Source organism: Actinoallomurus sp. NPDC052308 (assembly GCF_040679195.1).
In the GTDB taxonomy this organism is placed as follows: domain Bacteria; phylum Actinomycetota; class Actinomycetes; order Streptosporangiales; family Streptosporangiaceae; genus Actinoallomurus; species Actinoallomurus liliacearum.
The window spans coordinates 270,326-288,352 of the sequence record NZ_JBFAUM010000004.1; the positions used below are offsets into that span (position 1 = coordinate 270,326).

General features: G+C 71.0%; 16 protein-coding genes. 8 read left to right on the forward strand and 8 right to left on the reverse strand.

Features of this window, described 5'->3' with window-relative positions; all coding sequences use genetic code 11:
* Nucleotides 1-25 precede the first annotated feature (25 nt).
* From AB0L00_RS15855 to AB0L00_RS15880, 6 genes are all read right to left on the reverse strand, one after another.
* Entirely contained in the window at nt 26-1,087 is a 1,062-nt protein-coding gene (locus AB0L00_RS15855) for an ABC transporter ATP-binding protein (protein ID WP_364433895.1), read from the reverse strand.
* Nucleotides 1,084-2,097 carry an ABC transporter permease gene (locus AB0L00_RS15860; RefSeq protein WP_364433897.1) on the reverse strand — a complete coding sequence of 338 codons (1,014 nt, stop codon included), beginning with the start codon at nt 2,095-2,097 and terminating at the stop codon, nt 1,084-1,086. The genes AB0L00_RS15855 and AB0L00_RS15860 overlap by 4 nt, the downstream gene beginning before the upstream one ends.
* Before the next feature lie 79 nt (nt 2,098-2,176).
* Nucleotides 2,177-3,925, reverse strand: coding sequence for an ABC transporter substrate-binding protein (locus tag AB0L00_RS15865; RefSeq protein ID WP_364433900.1), 1,749 nt, complete (start codon nt 3,923-3,925; stop codon nt 2,177-2,179).
* A 46-nt stretch (nt 3,926-3,971) separates the two neighbouring features.
* A complete protein-coding gene (locus AB0L00_RS15870) occupies nt 3,972-4,970 on the reverse strand; it encodes an ABC transporter permease (RefSeq protein ID WP_364433903.1) in 999 nt (332 codons plus the stop codon).
* A gap of 255 nt (nt 4,971-5,225) precedes the next feature.
* Complete coding sequence (locus tag AB0L00_RS15875; RefSeq protein WP_364433906.1) at nt 5,226-5,681, reverse strand: hypothetical protein; 456 nt, start codon at nt 5,679-5,681, stop codon at nt 5,226-5,228.
* A gap of 171 nt (nt 5,682-5,852) precedes the next feature.
* Entirely contained in the window at nt 5,853-6,509 is a 657-nt protein-coding gene (locus AB0L00_RS15880; protein WP_364433909.1) for an HAD family phosphatase, read from the reverse strand.
* A gap of 175 nt (nt 6,510-6,684) precedes the next feature.
* On the opposite strand from AB0L00_RS15880, the gene AB0L00_RS15885 reads away from it, so the two are divergent.
* The 5 genes from AB0L00_RS15885 to AB0L00_RS15905 all read left to right on the forward strand — a co-directional run bounded on the left by AB0L00_RS15885 (nt 6,685) and on the right by AB0L00_RS15905 (nt 10,323).
* Complete coding sequence (locus AB0L00_RS15885; protein WP_364433912.1) at nt 6,685-6,852, forward strand: hypothetical protein; 168 nt, start codon at nt 6,685-6,687, stop codon at nt 6,850-6,852.
* A 71-nt stretch (nt 6,853-6,923) separates the two neighbouring features.
* Nucleotides 6,924-7,421, forward strand: coding sequence for a MauE/DoxX family redox-associated membrane protein (locus tag AB0L00_RS15890; RefSeq protein WP_364434452.1), 498 nt, complete (start codon nt 6,924-6,926; stop codon nt 7,419-7,421).
* Entirely contained in the window at nt 7,421-7,924 is a 504-nt protein-coding gene (locus AB0L00_RS15895; RefSeq protein WP_364433915.1) for a hypothetical protein, read from the forward strand. Before AB0L00_RS15890 ends, AB0L00_RS15895 begins: the two co-directional genes overlap by 1 nt.
* A gap of 40 nt (nt 7,925-7,964) precedes the next feature.
* Nucleotides 7,965-9,782: an ABC transporter ATP-binding protein gene (locus AB0L00_RS15900; RefSeq protein WP_364433918.1), complete on the forward strand. Its 1,818-nt coding sequence runs from the start codon at nt 7,965-7,967 to the stop codon at nt 9,780-9,782.
* A gap of 37 nt (nt 9,783-9,819) precedes the next feature.
* Nucleotides 9,820-10,323, forward strand: coding sequence for a S26 family signal peptidase (locus tag AB0L00_RS15905; protein ID WP_364433921.1), 504 nt, complete (start codon nt 9,820-9,822; stop codon nt 10,321-10,323).
* Nucleotides 10,324-10,461: 138 nt separating this feature from the next.
* Here the strand turns inward: AB0L00_RS15905 and metH are convergent, their stop codons facing one another.
* Nucleotides 10,462-13,935 carry a methionine synthase gene (gene metH, locus AB0L00_RS15910; protein ID WP_364433924.1) on the reverse strand — a complete coding sequence of 1,158 codons (3,474 nt, stop codon included), beginning with the start codon at nt 13,933-13,935 and terminating at the stop codon, nt 10,462-10,464.
* 198 nt (nt 13,936-14,133) lie between these two features.
* Here metH and AB0L00_RS15915 point away from each other — a divergent pair, with 198 nt between their 5' ends.
* Both AB0L00_RS15915 and AB0L00_RS15920 read left to right on the forward strand, forming a co-directional pair.
* A complete protein-coding gene (locus tag AB0L00_RS15915; protein ID WP_345346810.1) occupies nt 14,134-14,592 on the forward strand; it encodes a universal stress protein in 459 nt (152 codons plus the stop codon).
* A gap of 100 nt (nt 14,593-14,692) precedes the next feature.
* Nucleotides 14,693-15,541 (forward strand): PAC2 family protein, encoded by an 849-nt coding sequence (locus AB0L00_RS15920; protein WP_364433926.1) that lies wholly within the window; start codon nt 14,693-14,695, stop codon nt 15,539-15,541.
* A gap of 45 nt (nt 15,542-15,586) precedes the next feature.
* Here the strand turns inward: AB0L00_RS15920 and mshC are convergent, their stop codons facing one another.
* Nucleotides 15,587-16,849 (reverse strand): cysteine--1-D-myo-inosityl 2-amino-2-deoxy-alpha-D-glucopyranoside ligase, encoded by a 1,263-nt coding sequence (gene mshC, locus AB0L00_RS15925; RefSeq protein WP_364434454.1) that lies wholly within the window; start codon nt 16,847-16,849, stop codon nt 15,587-15,589.
* A 231-nt stretch (nt 16,850-17,080) separates the two neighbouring features.
* Here mshC and AB0L00_RS15930 point away from each other — a divergent pair, with 231 nt between their 5' ends.
* Nucleotides 17,081-18,016, forward strand: coding sequence for an alpha/beta hydrolase-fold protein (locus tag AB0L00_RS15930; protein WP_364433929.1), 936 nt, complete (start codon nt 17,081-17,083; stop codon nt 18,014-18,016).
* Nucleotides 18,017-18,027 lie beyond the last annotated feature (11 nt).

The window sequence follows — 18,027 nt, forward strand, 5'->3', positions numbered from 1 at the left end:
TGCCCGTCCCCCACGATCTCCTCGATCACAGCTTCGGCCGGATCTCTTCGTTCCAGATGCGGCGCCGGTCCTCCCTGCCCAGGTGGCAGGCGACACGGTGGCCGGGCGCGACCTCGCGGAGTTCCGGCCGCTCGGTCTCGCTGCGGCCCTCGTTGAGCTCCGCGTACCCGCAGCGGGGGCTGAACGCGCAGCCGACCGGGACGTTGATGAGGCTGGGCGGGGAGCCCTTGATGGGCATGAGGCGCTCGGACCGGTCGCGGTCCAGGCGCGGCATCGAGCCGAGCAGGCCCCAGGTGTAGGGGTGCTCGGGCCGGTGGAAGATGTCCTCGGCCGAGCCGTACTCCACACACCGGCCGCCGTACATCACGAGGATGTCGTCGGACAGTTCCGCGACCACGCCCAGGTCGTGCGTGATCATGATGACGGCGGAGTTGAACTCCTCCTGCAGGTCACGGATCAGGTCGAGGATCTGCGCCTGCACCGTTACGTCGAGCGCCGTGGTGGGCTCGTCGGCGATGAGCAGTTCGGGGTCGCAGGACAGCGCCATGGCGATCATCGCGCGCTGCCGCATGCCGCCGGAGAACTGGTGCGGGTAGTCGTCGACCCGCCGGTCCGGCTGCGGGATGCCGACCCGGCCCAGCATGTCGATCGCGTGCTTGCGCGCGACCTCCTTGCTGACGTCGTTGTGCAGCCGGTACGCCTCGATGATCTGCGCGCCGACCGTGTACAGCGGGTGCATCGACGACAGCGGATCCTGGAAGATCATCGCCATCTTCCGGCCGCGCAGGCGGCGCACCTGCTCCGGTGAGGAGCCGATGACCTCCTGGCCGTCCAGCCAGATCTCGCCGGAGACCCGCGCGTTGCGGCGGTTGTGCAGGCCGAGCAGGCCGAGGCTCGTCACGCTCTTGCCCGAGCCGGACTCCCCGACGATGCCGAGCGTGCGGCCGCGGTCGAGCTGGAACGACAGTCCGTCGACGGACTTGACCAGCCCGTCGTCGGTCGGGAAGTGGATGCGCAGGTCCCGGACGTCCAGGAAGGACTGCGACGCCGCGCCGGCGGCCGGGCCCGCGGTCTGGTCCTCGGTCACGACAGCCTCACCCTCGGGTCGACCACGGCGTACAGGATGTCCACGACGAGGTTGCACAGCACGATGAAGAACGCGCCCATCATCACCACGCCGAGCACGCGCGGAAGGTCGTTGTTGTTGATCGAGTCGATGGCGAACTTGCCCAGCCCTGGCAGGGAGAAGGTGCTCTCGGTCAGCACCGCGCCGCCCAGCAGGATGCCCAGGTCCAGACCGAAGATCGTGAGCACCGGGGTGAGCGTGGACCGCAGGGCGTGCCGGACGACGACGGTGCGTTCGGGCAGGCCCTTGGCGCGTGCCGTCCGGATGTAGTCCTCGCCCATCGTCTCCAGCATGCCCGCCCGGGTCAGCCGGGCGTACAGGGCCGCCTGGAGGAAGGCGAGGGTGACCCAGGGCAGGGCTAGGGCCGACGCCCACTGGAGCGGGTTCTGGGTCAGTCCGACATAGGTTCCGGCGTTGGGGAACCAGTTGAGGTTGTCGCGGAAGATGGCCAGCGACACCAGGCCGGTGAAGAAGATGGGCAGTGAGACGCCGGCCAGCGCGATGCCCATCGAGATGCGGTCGACGGCCGTGCCCCGCTTCAGCGCGGAGACGACGCCCGTCGCGACACCGAACAGCACCCAGATGATCGCCGCACCGGCCGCGAGCGAGAGGGTGACCGGGGCCCGGTCGAGCAGGTCGGGCCAGACCGGCGTCTGGTTGATGAAGGAGTAGCCGAAGCACGGTGGCCCGCAGTAGACCTTCGAGGGTCCGAAGTCGTAGTGGGCGCCGATGATGATGCCCTTGACGAAGTTCCAGTACTGGATCGCCACCGGCCTGTTCAGCCCGAGCCGTACCTCGACCTCGTGGATCGCCTGCGGTCCGGCGCTCTTGCCGACGTACCGCGACGCGAGGTCCGCGGTGGTGGCCCCGGTCAGCCTCGGGACGAGGAAGAAGATCGCGAAGGTCACCATGCTGACGATGACGAGCAGCGCGATCGCGGCGATCAGACGCCGGATGAGGAATGTGACCACAGTGCCCGGCCACGGTGGCCGGCGGGCGGGTCGCCCGCCGGCCACCGACGGCCTTCACCTGCCTTCTAGGGAGCGGAGGTTACTTCACGCCCATCTGGGCGTAGTCGTACAGGCCGTTGAGGCCCTGGTTCACGAAGACGTTCTTCACGCCCGGCGGGCGGTACAGCAGGCCCTTCACGTTGAGGAACGGCATGATGTACGCGTCGTCCATGACCTTGGCGTCGACCTGTGCCCACAGGTCGTTGCGGGCGGTCGCGTCGGCGGTCGTCGCGGCCTGGTCGACCAGCTTGTCGACCGCCGGGTCCTTGACGCCGAGGTTCGTGTTGCCGGCGTCGCGGATGACGCGGCTGTCGACGATCTGGGAGAGGTAGCCGAAGCCCTCCGGCCAGTCCGCGCCCCACGCCATCATGATCAGGCCGAGGCCGTTCTTCTTCACGTACTCCGGCTTACCGGCGTACAGCTTGAAGTAGTCGCCCTGCGGGAACTTCTTGATCTCCGCCTGGATGCCGACCTTGGCCAGGCTCTGCTGCAGGGCCAGCGCGCCGTTGACCTCCTTGGTCCGCTCGGTGCGGGCCGTGAGGACCGTCTTGAAGCCGTTGGGCTTGCCGCAGGCCGCGAGTTCCTGCTTGGCCTTGGCGATGTCGCCGTGGTTGCCCGGGCCGGACGGGTAGGGGTTGACGTCCTTGCTGCCGGGGATCAGCGGCATCATCAGGTGCGTGGCGATGTCACCGCCGGACAGCGGGCCGCCGAAGGCGGTCTGCATGGCCTGCTTGTCGGCCGCGTACTCCACCGCGCGGCGGCAGTGGACGTTGTCGAAGGGCGCGACGTCGCCGGAGATGGCGGTGTACCAGAGGCGGGCCGTCGGCGCCGAGTCGGCGTTCTTCTTGAGCCGCGGCTGCGACTGGATCTTGGCCGCGGCGGCCGCCTGCACGCCGGTGCCGACGACGTCGCTGTCCAGCGACCCGTTGATGAGACGGTTGTCGAGGTCGTCGGCGTTGATGCCGAGCTGCACCTCGATCCGGTCGGGCAGCTGCTTGCGGTTCGGGTCGGTGGCGGGGTCCCAGTTGGTGTTGCGGACCAGCGTCATCGACTTGCCCGGCGTGTAGTTCTCGAACTTGTACGGGCCGGTGGCGACGACGTGCTGCTTGTAGTTCGCGCCCGTGTCCTTGGCCGGCGGGACCGGCATGGTCGAGGGCAGCATCGCGAAGTAGTCGAACGCGGCGAACGGCTTCTTCAGGTGGAAGATGATCGTCTGATCGTCCGGCGTCTCGACGGCCTTTAGCCCCAGCTTGCCGGGGGTCTTGTCGTTGTAGGGCGAGGTGTAGCCCTGCAGGTCGAGGTAGTCGTTGAAGTAGGTCGGCCCGTTCGGGAAGACCTTCTTGTCCAGCGTCCGCTCGACGTCGTACTTGATGTCCTGCGCCCGGACCGGGGTGCCGTCCTCGTACTTGATGCCCGGCTTGAGCTTGTACGTCCAGGTCTTCAGGTCCGCGCTGTGCTGACCCGGGCCCTGCGCGAGGTCGGGGGTCAGCTCCGTGCCGGCCTTGCCGGGCACGGACTTGAACATCATCAGCGTCCGGCCATAGACACGGGCGAAGTCCCACGAGTAGGCGTAGTACGTGTCGGCCGGGTCGATGTTGTCCCAGTCACCCGAGTTGGCCAGGCGCAGGGTGCCGCCGGTCTTGGTCGACGCGTTCACGGGCTTGGTCAGCGCGGCGTTGAACGTGCCATCGCCGCTGGTGCCGCCCGAACCGCCGCTCCCGCCGCCGCAGGCGGCCAGGGCGAGGGTCGCCGCGAGCCCTGTCGCGACGAGAGGGATTGATCTCCTCATTTGGCTACGTTCCTCCTTGTGGGGGTTTCTTGGAGAAGGCGTGTGGTCAGCGGGCCCGCGGGTCGAGCGCGTCGCGGAGGCCGTCGCCGAACAGGTTGAACGCGAGCACCGTCACGAAGATCGCCAGACCGGGCACCACCATGAACCAGGGGTCGACCGAGTAGATCGGGACCGCCTGGGAGAGCATGCCGCCCCAGGTCGGGGTGGGCTCGCTGACTCCTACACCGAGGTAGGACAGCGCCGCCTCGAACAGGATGTTCGTCGGGATCAGCAGGGTGGAGTAGACCAGGATGGGGGCGACGAGGTTCGGCAGGAGCTCGCGGAAGAGGATGTACGGAGCCCGCGCGCCCATCGCCCGCGCGGCGTCGACGAACTCCCGCTCCCGCAACGTGAGCGTCTGACCGCGGATGATCCGGCCGATGTAGGCCCAGTTGAAGAAGCCGATGATGAAGATCAGCAAGCCGATGCGCAGGCCGTTGCCGGAGAGCCCGAACGCCTTGCCCTGGACGACGCCGCCCAGCGCGATCGCGAACAGCAGGATCGGGAAGGCCAGGAAGACGTCCATCGCCCGGGCGATCAGGGTGTCGACCCAGCCGCCGAAGTAACCGGCGATCATGCCGAGGACGGTGCCGATCACCACGGACAGCAGCGTCGCCAGGAAGGCGATCAGCAGCGAGATCCGGGCACCGTACACGATGCGGCTGAAGATGTCCCGGCCGTTGGTCGGTTCGATGCCGAGGGGGAACTTCCCGCTGATCCCCGAGTGCCACGGGCCGTGCAGCGGGCGCTGCAGGTTCGGATCGATCAGGTCCTGGTGGAACTCGCTCGGCGGGTGCCCGAACCAGTCGCTCAGGAAGGGCGCGAAGATCGCCACCAGGATCAGCAGGAGCACCACGATGCCGCCGCCCATCGCGAGCTTGTCGCGCCGCAGGCGCATGAGCGCGATCTGACCGAGGGAGCGTCCCTCGATCTTCCGCGCGCCGCCGAGGACGGCGTCGGGCCTGGCCTCGAGCTCCGACCCGGTGACCTCGATCGGTGCGGTCACGACAGGTACCTCCCACATTCGGCCGCGTTGTTCATCCGCGGGCCACCAAGGAGTCCACCTGCGGACTCCTGTGGTTCCGGCCCGTCGGAGAGGGAACCGTATCCCCTCCGGGATGACTCTCACGCCCGTGAGCAGGCTGGCGCTAGTACCCGTGTCTCGATTGTGATCCGGTCGTCATCAAGGGCAGACGTGCGTCACGGCAACGCGATGCCGCGAACGCGGAGCGTTATCACCTGTCGATATCTTCGCAGGTCATCAACTGATACCACGGTTTTTCAGGATCTGCTCGATCTCCGCCAGGTCCGGGTCGACGGCCGGTCCGGCGGTCGGCCGGCGGCTCTGCAGCTCGCCCTTGGACGCCGCGCCCTTGGACGCCGCGCCCTTGGGCGCGCTCTTCGGCGCCTTCTTCGGTGCGTTCTTCCGGCCGGACCCGCCGTCCGCGGCCGGGCCCTTCCGCAGCATGACGCCGGAGGCGACGTACAGCAGGGCGCCCAGACCGAACAGGGCGACACCCGCCCACTTGACCGGGCTGAAGACCAGGTCCGACAGGAACTTGGTGAGGCCGGTCAGGTAGGCGCCCATCGGCACCATGGACCAGGCGGCGCCCCGCATGCCGGACGCGGCGCCACGCCTGCGGTAGGCCGCCCAACTGCCCAGCAGACCCAGCACGGTCGCCGCCAGGCTGATCGTGAACAGAAGGACATCGCTCATCGCACACCTCACCAGCGACCCGGCCGGTCCGCCGGCCCGCCCGGCGCGGACGGACGCCGCCGGACCGGCCGGTTCGTTCCGGCCTTTTTCATGACGTCTCCATCCTGACACGTCATGACGCGTTCGGCGCTCCTCCTCCGGGACCGTTCCGGGTACTCCCCGGGCATGACCTCAGGGTCGGATCAGGGCGCGCAGGCGGTCCAGGTCGACCTCTTGCAGGGAGGCGACGACCGTGCGGCGCGGGGCCTCCTCGATCGGCACCACGCTGGGCACGGCGACGACGTGGCAGCCCGCGGCGGCGCCGCTGGTCGCGCCGTTGAGCGAGTCCTCCAGGGCGACGCAGCGGCGCGGGTCGACGTCGAGCAGGCGGGTCGCCGCCAGGTACGGCTCCGGGTGGGGCTTGGTGCGGCTCACCTCGTCCCCGGCCACCGTCACGGTGAAGCTGTCGCGCCCGATCCCGTCGAGGGCGTGCTCCATCAGCGCCCGGTGGGTGGAGGAGACCAGGGCGGACGGCAGGCCCGCGGCGCGGACCTCGTCGAGCAGGTCGCGGGCGCCCGGCATCATCGGGACCTCGGCCCGCAAGCGCCGGGCCATCGCGTCGAGCAGCCTGCCGCCGACCTCTTCGGGGGTGGCGGGCGCGCCGGTCAGGTCGAGCATGTAGGCGACCGTGCGGTCGAGCGAGCCGCCGACCAGGAACTCCTGGTGTTCCGGCCCCCACGAGCCGCCGAGCCAGGCCATCACCTCGGCCTCGGCCTCCAGCCAGAGCCGCTCGGAGTCGAGCAGCAGCCCGTCCATGTCGAACAGGACCGCCTGTAGCACGCGCACCATCTCCTCACATCCCGGGCGGAAGTGGGGCAATGGACGACCGCCAACAGCACGAGCACCTGGGAAGAGTTGGTCATTTTACCGGAGTTGCGGTCCAGGCCTTGTGCCATAATCCGGTCGGTCCGATGATCATGGCCGAACTGCCGGGCACGGCCGTCACGGCCGGGATAGGAGACCCATGACGCGTCTCATCGATCGTCTGCTGGCTCGCGTGGCCCCGAAGGCCACCGCGTCCGCCGGCTGCAGCAGGTCGAACTACTGCTACCGCGGGTTGTACTACCTCCGTGTGTGCTGCCTCAACGAGGGATGCAACACCGCCGTGGTCGGTGCCTGCGGATCACCGTGAGGTCCCTCGCGGGCGGGGACGTGACGTCTCCGCCCGCGACGGGTGTTCTGTGAGGAGCGCGCGTGGAACTCATGCGGATCGGGAGCGCCTGCCTGATCGGGCTGGTCTTCGCCGTGTCGGCCGTCTCCAAGCTCCGCGACCTCGACGGCTTCGCCAGGTCCGTGCCCGCGCTGGTGCCGGCGTGGCCCGGCCGCGCCCGGCTCCTGGCGGTCGTCACGACCGCCCTTGAGGCGCTGGTGCCCCTGTTGCTGGTCGCGCCGCCCACCACGTCGTACGGCTTCAGTCTCGCCGCCGTGCTGCTGGCCGCCTTCACCACGGCCATCGCGGCCGCGATACGGCGCGGACGCCGTGCGACCTGCCGCTGCTTCGGCCCCTCCAGCGCTCCGCTCGGCCCCCGCCATCTCGTCCGTAACGGAGTGCTGTTCTCCTGCGCCGCGCTCGGCGGCCTGTCCCCCGGCGGCCTGCCGCCCGCGGCCGGAGTCGCGGTGGCCGCGGCGGCCGGGCTCGTCGGAGCGGTGCTGATCGTCTTTCTCGACGACATCGTCGACCTGCTCGCGAGGAATCCCTGATGCCCTACCTAGCCGCCGCCGTCGTCCTCATCGGCCTGCTGTGCGTGCTGAACCTCTTCCTCACGCTCGCTCTGATCCGCCGGCTCCGGGAGCAGGGCGCGGCGCAGCCGCGGCACGCCGGGCCGCCGACGGCGCTGAAACCCGGCTCGGAGGTCGGTGACTTCGCCACCACGACCGTCGACGGCGAGCCGCTCTCCCGCGCGGACCTCATCGGACTGGTCGGCTTCTTCTCCGCGGGCTGCGAGCCGTGCCACGACCTCGCGCCGCGCTTCGCGGGGCTCGCGACGGGCCTGCCCCGGCTCGCGGTGGTCACCGGTGAGGACCCCGAACTGCTCGCGGTCCTGTCGCCGGCGGTCCGCGTCGTCGTCGAGGGCTACGAAGGCGCCGTGAGCGGCGCCTTCCAGAACACCTGGACGCCGGCGCTGTACCTCATCGACGGAGAGCAACGGGTGGTGGCCGCGGCCGGACGCCTGGAGGACCTGCCCATCGAATCCCCGGTATGAGAACGTCGAACACGGGCCGGGAAACGGGCGGGCCACGCCGATGAGACGGCACGCCCGCCTGCGGGAACTGGCCGTCGCCGGGGCCGAGGCGACCACGCTCACCTGGCGGTCGGCGCCCGGCGGCGTCTCCGGATATCTCCTGGTCACCCTGGCCGAGTCCGCCGCCCCGATCGCGACCGCGTGGCTGACGAAGACGGTGATCGACCGGCTGACGACGTCCCACGGCGCGGTCGCGGGCCCCGCCGCCGCGCTGGTGGTCGCCGGGCTGGCCGCCGCGGCCCTCCCCGGGATCGGCCGCTACCTGCGGGCCCAGACCGGACGGGTCGCCGGGGCCGAGGCGACCGGCCGGCTGTTCGCCGCGACCGAACGCCAGGTCGGGCTGCGGCGATTCGAGGATCCGGTCTTCCTGGACCGGCTGCGCCTGGCACAGGAGGCGAGCGGCAGCACCGGATACCTGGTCGACTCCGTCTGCGGGGTCGCGCGGGGCGTGCTGTCCCTCATCGGCTTCGTCGGATCGCTGCTGGTCATCAGCCCGTTGATGACCGCGCTGGTCCTGCTGTCCGCCGTACCGGCGCTGATCGCCGAACTCCTGCTGTCGCGGAGCCGGGCGGGCATGCAGTGGGCGACCGAGCAGACCCATCGCCGGGAGTTCTTCTACAGCCGCCTGCTGACCGACGTACAGGCGGCCACCGAGATCCGGCTTTTCGGCATCGGCGCCTTCCTGCGCGCCCGGATGATGGCCGAACGCGAGCGTGGCAACACGGCCGAACGGCGGATGGACCGGCGTGAGCTGGCCGTCCAGGGCGGTCTCACCGCGCTGAGCGCGGCGGTGGCCGGCGGCGGCCTGTGGTGGGCCATCATGGCGGCGCGGCACGGCGCGCTCGGCGTCGGGGACGTCACCATGTTCCTCGCCGCGGTCGGCGGCGTGCAGACCGCTCTCGACCTGCTGACGGCCTCCATCTCCACCGCCCACGGCCGTCTGCTGGCGTTCACCCACTACGTCGCGGTGACCCGGGCGGAACCGGACCTGCCGAGCGCCGCCGCGGGGGACGCCGCGGAGCTGCGGCGGGGCATCGAGTTCCGCGACGTGTGGTTCCGCTACAGCGACGACCACCCCTGGGTCCTGCGCGGCGTCGCCCTGACGATCCCGCACGGCCGGGCGGCCGCCGTCGTCGGCCTGAACGGCGCGGGCAAGAGCACGCTGGTCAAGCTGCTGTGCCGGATGTACGACCCGACCCGGGGACGGATCCTGTGGGACGGCGTGGACCTGCGCGACATCCCGCCCGCTGCGCTGCGCGAGCGCGTCAGCGCCGTGTTCCAGGATCACATGAACTACGACATGACCGCGCGGGAGAACATCGCGGTCGGTGACATCCGCGTGCTCGACCGGCCGGAGGAGGTCGAGCGGGCGGCCGTGCGGGCGGGCGTCCACGACCGGATCGCCGGGCTGCCCCGCGGCTATGACACCCTCCTGACCCGGATGTTCTTCTCCGAGGCCGACAAGGACGACCCCGACACCGGTGTGGTGCTGTCCGGCGGCCAGTGGCAGCGTCTGGCGCTGGCCCGGGCCTTCGTCCGCGACGGCCGGGACCTGATGATCCTCGACGAGCCCAGCTCCGGGCTCGACCCGGAGGCCGAGCACGAGGTCCACGCCCAGATGCGCCGCCACCGCGCCGGCCGTACCAGCCTGCTGATCTCACACCGGCTCAGCGCAGTACGGGAGGCCGACCTCATCGCGGTTCTCGACGGCGGGCGCGTCGCCGAACTCGGCACCCACGAGACGCTGATGGCGGCGGACGGCGACTACGCCCGGTTGTTCCGGCTGCAGGCGGCCGGATACCAGGAGGCGGCCGGGTGAACCCGCGACGGAGTCGTCACCTCTGGGAGGACCTCGGATGACGTCGCTCGCGGCGGCGGTGGGCGGCCTGCTGGTGGTGGCCGGCGTCTTGGCCGGATGGGTACGCCGGCGCTACCTGGTCACCACCGTCGACGGCCCCAGCATGGAGCCCACGCTCTACGCCGGCGACCGGCTGCTGGTCCGCCGGACCCGGCGCGTACGCGTGGGCCAGATCGTGGTGGTCCGGATTCAGCCGCCGACGCTGGACGCACCGCCCCCGGACCTGGATCCGGCTCCGGAGGACGAGGTCCCGGAGGTGCCGATCGAGCTGATGCACCCGGATGGGTTCCTGTTCATCAAGCGGGTGATCGCGGTGGCCGGCGATCCCGTGCCGGTGGACCGGGTGCCGTGCCTGCGGGAGACCCCGCACTCGACCGTGCCGCCGGGCGCCCTGGTCGTGCTGGGCGACAACGCGCCCACGAGCTGGGACTCCCGCGACTACGGGTTCGTCCACGCCGAGCAGTTCGTCGGCGTGGCGGTCCGCCGGCTCTCCGCGGGGTGACGGCGTCTCCGGACGGCGCTGCGGTCGCCGACGCGGCCGGGTGTGGGCTCTCCGTGGGGTGACGGCGTCTCCGGACGGCGTCGCGATCGCCGACCCGGTGCGGACTCCCCCTCGGGGTGACCGGGTCCCCGGACGGCGTCAGGTGTTGAAGTACTTCGCCTCCGGGTGGTGCACGACGATGGCGTCGGTGGACTGCTCGGGGACGAGCTGGAACTCCTCCGACAGCGTCACGCCGATCCGCTCCGGCCGCAGGAGGTCCACGATCTTGGCGCGGTCCTCCAGGTCCGGGCAGGCGCCGTAGCCGAGGGAGAACCGCGCGCCCCGGTAGCCGAGCTTGAAGAACGCGTCCAGGTCCCCGGGGTCCTCGCCGCCGAATCCCAGCTCCGCGCGGACGCGGGTGTGCCAGTATTCGGCGAGCGCCTCCGCGAGCTGTACCGACAAGCCGTGCAACTCCAGGTAGTCGCGGTAGGAGTTCTTCTCGAACAGCTCCTGTGTGGTCTCGCTGATCTTCGAGCCGACCGTCACGAGCTGGAAGCCGATCACGTCGGTCTCGCCGGACTCGCGGGGCCGGAAGAAATCGGCGAGGCACAGGTGCCGGTCACGCCGCTGCCGGGGGAAGGTGAACCGGGTGCGCTCGGAGCCGTCGTCATGGAGCAGGACGACGTCGTCGCCCTCGCTGACGCAGGGGAAGTAGCCGTACACGATGCCGGCCTCGACGAGGCCCTCGGTCTGGATGCGGTCCAGCCACATCCGCAGCCGCGGCCGCCCCTCGGTCTCGACGAGCTCCTCGTACGACGGGCCGTCGCCGCCGCGGGCGGCGCGCAGGCCCCACTGGCCCATGAAGGTGGCCCGTTCGTCCAGGTAGGCGGCGTAGTCGGCCATCGGCACGCCCTTGACCACCCGGTCGCCCCAGAACGGCGGGTCGGGGATCTTGTTGTCGGTGGCCACGTCCGAGCGCTTCGGCATGTCCTCGGGCTCGGTCACCTGGAGCCTCGCGCCGCCGGTGACCCGGCGGCGGCGCAGCGGCGGCAGCGCCGCGCCGGCCTCGCCGCGCTTGACGGCCATGAAGGCGTCCATCAGGCGCAGTCCCTCGAAGGCGTCGCGGGCGTAGCGGACCTCCCCGTCGAACAGTTCGGCGAGGTCCTGCTCGACGTACGCGCGGGTCAGCGCGGCGCCGCCGAGCAGCACGGGCCAGCGGCCGGCCAGCCCGCGCGAGTTGAGCTCCTCGAGGTTCTCCTTCATGATCACGGTCGACTTGACCAGGAGACCGGACATGCCGATCACGTCGGCCCGGTGCTCCCCGACCGCGTCGAGGATCGCCGACATCGGCTGCTTGATGCCGAGGTTGACCACCTCGTAGCCGTTGTTGGACAGGATGATGTCGACGAGGTTCTTGCCGATGTCGTGGACGTCGCCCTTGACGGTGGCCAGCACGATGCGGCCCTTGCCGCCCTCGTCGCTCTTCTCCATGTACGGCTCAAGGTGGGCGACCGCGGCCTTCATCACCTCGGCGGACTGCAGCACGAAGGGCAGCTGCATCTCACCGGAGCCGAACAGCTCACCGACCGTCTTCATGCCGTCGAGCAGCACCTCGTTGACGATCTCCAGCGCGGGGCGCTGCGCCAGCGCCTCGTCCAGGTCGGCGGTCAGGCCGTCGGACTCGCCGTCGATGATGCGGCGCTTGAGGCGTTCCCACAGGGGCAGGGCGGCCAGCTCCGCGGCGCGGTCGGCGCGCATCGCGGCGGCGTCGACGCCCTCGAACAGCTCCAGGAACCGCTGCAGCGGGTCATAGCCGTCCCGGCGCCGGTCGTACACGAGGTCGAGCGCGACCTGGCGCTGCTCGTCGGGGATCCGCGCCATCGGCAGGATCTTGGAGGCGTGCACGATGGCCGAGTCGAGGCCGGCGTTGGCGCACTCGTTGAGGAAGACGGAGTTGAGCACGATCCGGGCGGCCGGGTTGAGCCCGAACGAGACGTTCGACAGGCCCAGGGTGGTCTGGACGTTCGGGTGCCGCCGCTTGATCTCGCGGATCGCCTCGATCGTCTCCACGGCGTCGCGCCGGGACTCTTCCTGGCCGGTGCCGATCGTGAAGGTGAGGCAGTCGATGATGATGTCCTCGGCCCGCATGCCCCACTTCGTGGTGAGGTCCTCGATCAGCCGCGTGGCCACCCGTGCCTTCCACTCGGCCGTACGGGCCTGGCCCTCCTCGTCGATGGTCAGGGCGATGACCGCCGCGCCGTGCTCCCTGACGACCGGCATGAGCCGGGCGGTGCGGGACTGCGGGCCGTCGCCGTCCTCGTAGTTCACCGAGTTGATCACGGCGCGGCCGCCGAGCATCTCCAGGCCCGCCTGGATGACCGGCGGCTCCGTGGAGTCCAGCACGATCGGCAGGGTGGAGGCGGTGGCGAACCGGAAGGCCAGCTCCTTCATGTCGGCGACGCCGTCGCGACCGACGTAGTCGACGCACAGGTCGAGCATGTGGGCGCCGTCGCGGGCCTGATCCCGGGCGATCTTCACGCAGTCGTCCCAGCGGGCCTCCAGCATCGCCTCGCGGAACGCCTTCGAGCCGTTGGCGTTGGTGCGCTCGCCGATCGCCAGGTACGAGGTGTCCTGCCGGAACGGGACGTGCTGGTAGAGCGAGGCGGCGCCCGCCTCCGGCCTCGGCCGTCGCGCGGCGAGCTCCCGGCCGCGGACCTTCCGCACGACCCGGCGCAGGTGCTCCGGGGTCGTGCCGCAGCAGCCGCCGACCAGCGACAGGCCGAACTCCCTGGTGAAGGTGTCGTGCGCGTCGGCGAGCTGGTCCGGGGTCAGCGGGTAGAAGGCGCCGTCGGCGGTCAGCTCCGGCAGCCCGGCGTTCGGCATGCACGACAGCGCGGTCGTCGCGTGGCGGGCCAGGTAGCGCAGGTGCTCGCTCATCTCGGCGGGGCCCGTCGCGCAGTTGAGGCCGATGACGTCCAGTTCGAGCGGTTCCAGGGCGGTCAGGGCCGCGCCGATCTCCGAGCCGAGCAGCATCGCGCCGTTCTGCTCGATCGTGACCTGGCCGATGAGGACCGTGTCGGTGCCGGCCCGGGCGATGGCCCGCTTGGCGCCGATGATGGCGGCCTTCGCCTGCAGCAGGTCCTGGCAGGTCTCGATGATGAGCGCGTGCGCGCCGCCCTCGATCAGGCCGGCGGCGTTGCGCTCGTACGCGTCGCGCAGCTCGGCGAACGACACGTGACCCAGGGTCGGCAGCTTGGTGCCCGGTCCCATCGAGCCGAGCACCCAGCGCGGCCGGTCGGGCGTCGACAGCTCCGCGGCGACCTCGCAGGCGATCCGCGCTCCCGCCTCCGACAGCTCCTCGATGCGCTCGGTGATGCCGTACTCGCCGAGGTTGCCGATGTTGGCGCCGAACGTGTTGGTCTCGACGCAGTCGACGCCGGCGGCGAAGTACTCCGCGTGGACCTGGCGCACGATGTCGGGGCGGGTGACGTTGAGGACCTCGTTACAGCCCTCGTGGCCCTCGAAGTCCTCGAGGGTCGGGCCGGCCGCCTGGAGCATCGTCCCCATGCCGCCGTCGGCCACGACGACACGGTCGCGGAGTGCCTGGCGCAAAGTCTCTGGCGTCGCGCTCATGAGCACCAAGCCTATCCGCGGCCGCCGGAGGCCCGCTCGTACGCGCCTCGAGGGACGTGGACGTGATCGACATCTCCGTCCGCGTGCGTTCCGTAACCGTTACGGTCGATACGCGTTGTCCTGAACGGCACCATATGCCGGTCCTGATCGTCCATCGCCAGGCACCTTCTCCGGCCTGGTCTCCTCCAAGGAGGACCCGTGGGTTCGTACAGCACCGTCCTCGTCGGCACCGACGGCTCCACATCCTCGTTCCGGGCGGTCGAGGCCGCGGCGCGGATCGCCGCCGACGCCGGCGCCACGCTCGTCCTCGCCTGCGCCTACCACCCGATGCCCGAGCGCCAGCGCCAGCACGCCGCCGACCGTCTCGGCGACCTCGCCTACAAGGTCGAGGGCTCCACGCCCGCCGACGACGCGCTGCGCGCCGCCCGCGACCGGGCCGTCGCCGCCGGGGCCCGTGACATCGACGAGGTCGCCGTCGAGGGCGACGCCGTGGACTCCCTCGTGGAACTCGCCGAGAACCGCCGCGCCGACCTCGTCGTGGTCGGCAACCGCGGGCTGAACAGCCTCGCGGGCCGGCTGCTCGGCTCGGTGCCGGCGAACCTGTCCCACCGCTCCCCCTGCGACGTGCTCATCGTCCGCACGACCGACGGCCGATGACCGGCCGGTTCGGTCCACTGTGATCTCCAGGGGACGCCAGGGGGCGTACAGGACATAGGCTGGAGATGTCGTTTATCGGACGTCGGTTGGGAGGCAGCGCGTGGTCGAGCTCGACGACGTGCCCGAGCTCGTCGACCCGGTGGTGATCGCCGCCTTCGAGGGGTGGAACGACGCCGGAGAAGCGGCGAGCGGCGTGGTACGGCACCTGGAGGACATCTGGGACGCCACCCCGCTGGCCGCACTCGACCCGGACGACTACTACGACTTCCAGGTCACGCGTCCGACCGTCGAGATGGTCGACGGGGAGACCCGGCGCATCAGCTGGCCGACGACACGCCTGTCGGTGGCGAAGATGCCCGGCTCCGACCGTGACGTCGTACTGGTCCATGGCATCGAGCCGAACATGCGCTGGCGGGCGTTCTGCCGTGACCTGGTCGGCATCATGCTCGAGCTGAACGCCCGGACCGTGGTACTGCTCGGGGCGCTGCTGGCCGACGCCCCGCACACCCGGCCCGTGCCGATCACCGCGGCCTCCTCCGACGCCGCCCTGACCACCCGGCTGCAGCTCGAACCGGCGCGCTACGAGGGACCCACCGGCATCCTCGGCGTGCTGCAGGACGCCTGCGCGAAGGCGGACCTGGAGACGGTGTCGCTGTGGGCCGCGGTGCCGCACTACGTGGCGCAGCCGCCGTCGCCGAAGGCGACCCTGGCGCTGCTGCGCTGGGTGGAGGACGTCCTCGACCTCTCGGTGTCCCTGGGCGAACTGCCCGAGCAGGCGCGCGCCTGGGAGCACGGCGTCAACGAGCTGGCCGAGCAGGACTCCGAGGTCGCGGAGTACGTCCGCGCGCTGGAGGAGCAGAAGGACGCGACGGAGCTCCCGGAGGCGAGCGGCGACGCGATCGCCCGGGAGTTCGAGCGCTACCTGCGCCGCCGCGGCGACGCCCAGTGACACGCTGACGAGGGGAGGCTCCGCGCCTCCCCTCCTCGCGTTCTCCTAGAGCTCGACGCCGAGCAGCGCGTCGACGGCGACGCGGGCCAGGCCGGGCGCCGCGCCGTCGGCCTCGCGGTCCTCGTCGGTGACGCCGAGAGCGTGGTCGGCCCACTCGTCGACGGCCCGGAGGGCCGCCGGGGCGTCGAGGTCGTCGGCCAGGTGCCGGCGGATCCGGCCGACGAGGTCGCCCGCCGGCGGGCCCGCCGGCAGCAGGACCGCCTCACGCCAGCGGGCCAGGCGCGCCTCGGCCCGGGTGAGGTCGTCCTCCGTCCACTCCCAGTCGGACCGGTAGTGGTGGTCCAGCAGCGCGAGCCGGATGGCCATGGGGTCGGTGCCCGCGGCGCGCAGGCGGGACACGAAGACGAGGTTGCCGCGCGACTTGGACATCTTCTCGCCGTCCAGGCCGACCATGCCCGCGTGGACGTACGCCTTGGCGTGCGGCCGCTCGCCGGTGGCGATCTCGGCGTGCGAGGCGCCCATCTCGTGGTGCGGGAAGACCAGGTCCGAGCCGCCGCCCTCGATGTCGAAGGACATGCCGAGGGTGCGCACGGAGATCGCCGCGCACTCGACGTGCCAGCCGGGCCGGCCCCGGCCGAACGGGGAGTCCCACGACGGCTCTCCGGGGCGCTCGGCCTGCCACAGCAGCGCGTCCAGGGGGTCCTTCTTGCCCTTGCGCCCGGGGTCGCCGCCGCGCTCGGCGAACAGCGGGAGCATCTCCTTCGGCGACAGGCCGCTGACCCCGCCGAACGACGGATCGGCGGAGATGGGGAAGTACACGTCGCCGTCCAGCTCGTACGTCGCGCCCTTGGCCCGGAGCAGCTCGATGAACTCGATGATCAGCGGGATGGACTCGACGGCGCCGGCGTAGTCACGGGGCGGAAGCACGCGCAGGGCGGTCATGTCGTCGCGGAACAGCGAGATCTCCCGCTCGGCCAGCGCCCGCCAGTCCTCTCCGGTCTGGCCGGCGCGCTCCAGCAGTGGGTCGTCGACGTCGGTGGCGTTCTGTACGTAATGCACGTCGTGGCCGGCGTCGCGCCAGACGCGGTTCGCCAGGTCGAACGCCAGGTACGTGGCGGCGTGACCCAGGTGGGTCGCGTCGTAGGGGGTGATGCCGCAGACGTAGATCCGCGCGGTCGGGCCGGGATCGGTGGGGCGTACGGCGCCGGCGGAGGAGTCGTAGACGCTCAGCCGGACGTCGCCGGGGGTGGGGAGGCCGTGTTCGGCCAGGCTGGGGACCTTGGGGGCGGGCCACGATCGCATACCCAGCAGCCTAACCGGCGTCCGCGGGTCCACGATCAGGCAGGTTCGGTTCACCGGGCGGTCACCCGAATACCGCTCGGGTTCCAATTGTCGGGCGAAGGGTAAAGAGTGCGCCATGTCGCGTGGAATAACTGCTGGTCCGCCAGCGATGTGGAAGTCTGGTCACGCTTGTCCCCTCCCCTAGCCTGAGCCCGCACCGTGTCGAAACACCGCAGGAAGAAGCCCCGTCGCCCGCCGTTGGCGGGCCTTTCCGTGTGGGCGGCGACGCTCGCCGCGGCGCTCGGGATCGCGTACCTCACCGTGAACGTCGGCCTGTATCACGGCTCGGCCGCCACGCGCCGGCCACGGGACGTCGACACGCCCTCTCCGGCGCGGCCGGGGCTCACCCGGATCACGGTCACCGACCCGGTCGACCACAAGGCGTACGGGGTCTACGTGTGGCGTCCCGACGTGCCGGAGACGCGGATGCTGCCGGTGCTGTACTTCCTGCACGGCGTGCCGAGCGACCCGAAGACGCTCATCGACGACGAAGGGCTCGCCAAGCAGGTCGCGGCGTACGTCGCCAAGGGCGGCACGCCGTTCGAACTGGCGGTGCCGGACGGCAACGGCAGCCACCACGACGACACCGAGTGGGCGAACGCCGTGGACGGATCCGATCGGATCGAGGACCGGCTGCTCGATGAGGTCATCCCCGCCGTCGAGGGCCGGCACCGGCGTGACGCCGCGCACCGTGCGATCGGCGGCTTCTCCATGGGCGGGTACGGCTCGATGAACCTCGCGCTGCGCCACCCCGACGTGTTCGGCGCGGTGATGTCCATCTCCGGCTACTTCCACGTCGACGACCCGTCGCACATGTTCGGCGACCAGGCCGCCGCCATCACCGCCAACCGGCCGGATCAGAACATCCCCGCCGCGCGGCGCGTGCGGATCTTCATGTCGGCCGCCGAGGACGAGGACAACGACGTCATCAAGGGCGAGCCGGAGCGGTTCAAGAAGCTGCTCGACGCGGCGGGCGTGCCGGCCGTCTTCGAGGAACGCCCCGGCGGCCACGACTGGGACTACGTGCGCAGCGTCCTGCCGGACGCGTTCGGCTTCCTCGCGCAGGGCTGGACCAAGGCCGGCGCGCCGGGGCCGGTGAACACGGCGCCCGGCCCCAGCGGGTCGCCGCAGTAGGGTCGCCGTCC